Genomic DNA, 552 nt, shown 5'->3' on the forward strand with positions numbered 1-552 from the left:
AATATTTTATGTACCGTGAACAACACACTTTAATAATTTATGAAATATTTTATGTACCGTGAACAACACACTTTAATAATTTATGATGATCTTTCCAAACAAGCACAAGCTTATCGACAAATGTCTCTTCTATTACGAAGACCGCCGGGTCGTGAAGCTTATCCAGGAGATGTTTTTTATTTACATTCACGTCTTTTAGAAAGAGCCGCTAAATTAAGCTCTCAATTAGGTGAAGGGAGTATGACTGCCTTACCAATCGTCGAGACCCAGTCAGGAGATGTTTCRGCTTATATTCCTACTAATGTAATTTCCATTACAGATGGACAAATATTCTTATCCGCCGATCTATTCAATTCTGGAATCCGACCTGCTATTAATGTGGGTATTTCCGTCTCCAGTGTAGGGTCTGCGGCYCAAATTAAAGCCATGAAACAAGTAGCTGGCAAATTAAAATTGGAACTGGCTCAATTCGCAGAGTTAGAAGCCTTTGCACAATTCGCTTCTGATCTCGATAAAGCTACTCAGAATCAATTGGCAAGAGGTCAACGATTG

The 552-nt window shown here is 38.5% G+C and carries 1 pseudogene; it reads left to right on the plus strand.

The annotated features are described in order from the left end of the window. Window positions 1–42: 42 nt before the first annotated feature. Window positions 43–552 (plus strand): annotated as a pseudogene (locus EJ063_RS21900) (F0F1 ATP synthase subunit alpha); the annotation flags it as partial.

The sequence above is a fragment of the Vibrio aquaticus genome (assembly GCF_003970385.1).
Lineage (GTDB): Bacteria > Pseudomonadota > Gammaproteobacteria > Enterobacterales > Vibrionaceae > Vibrio > Vibrio aquaticus.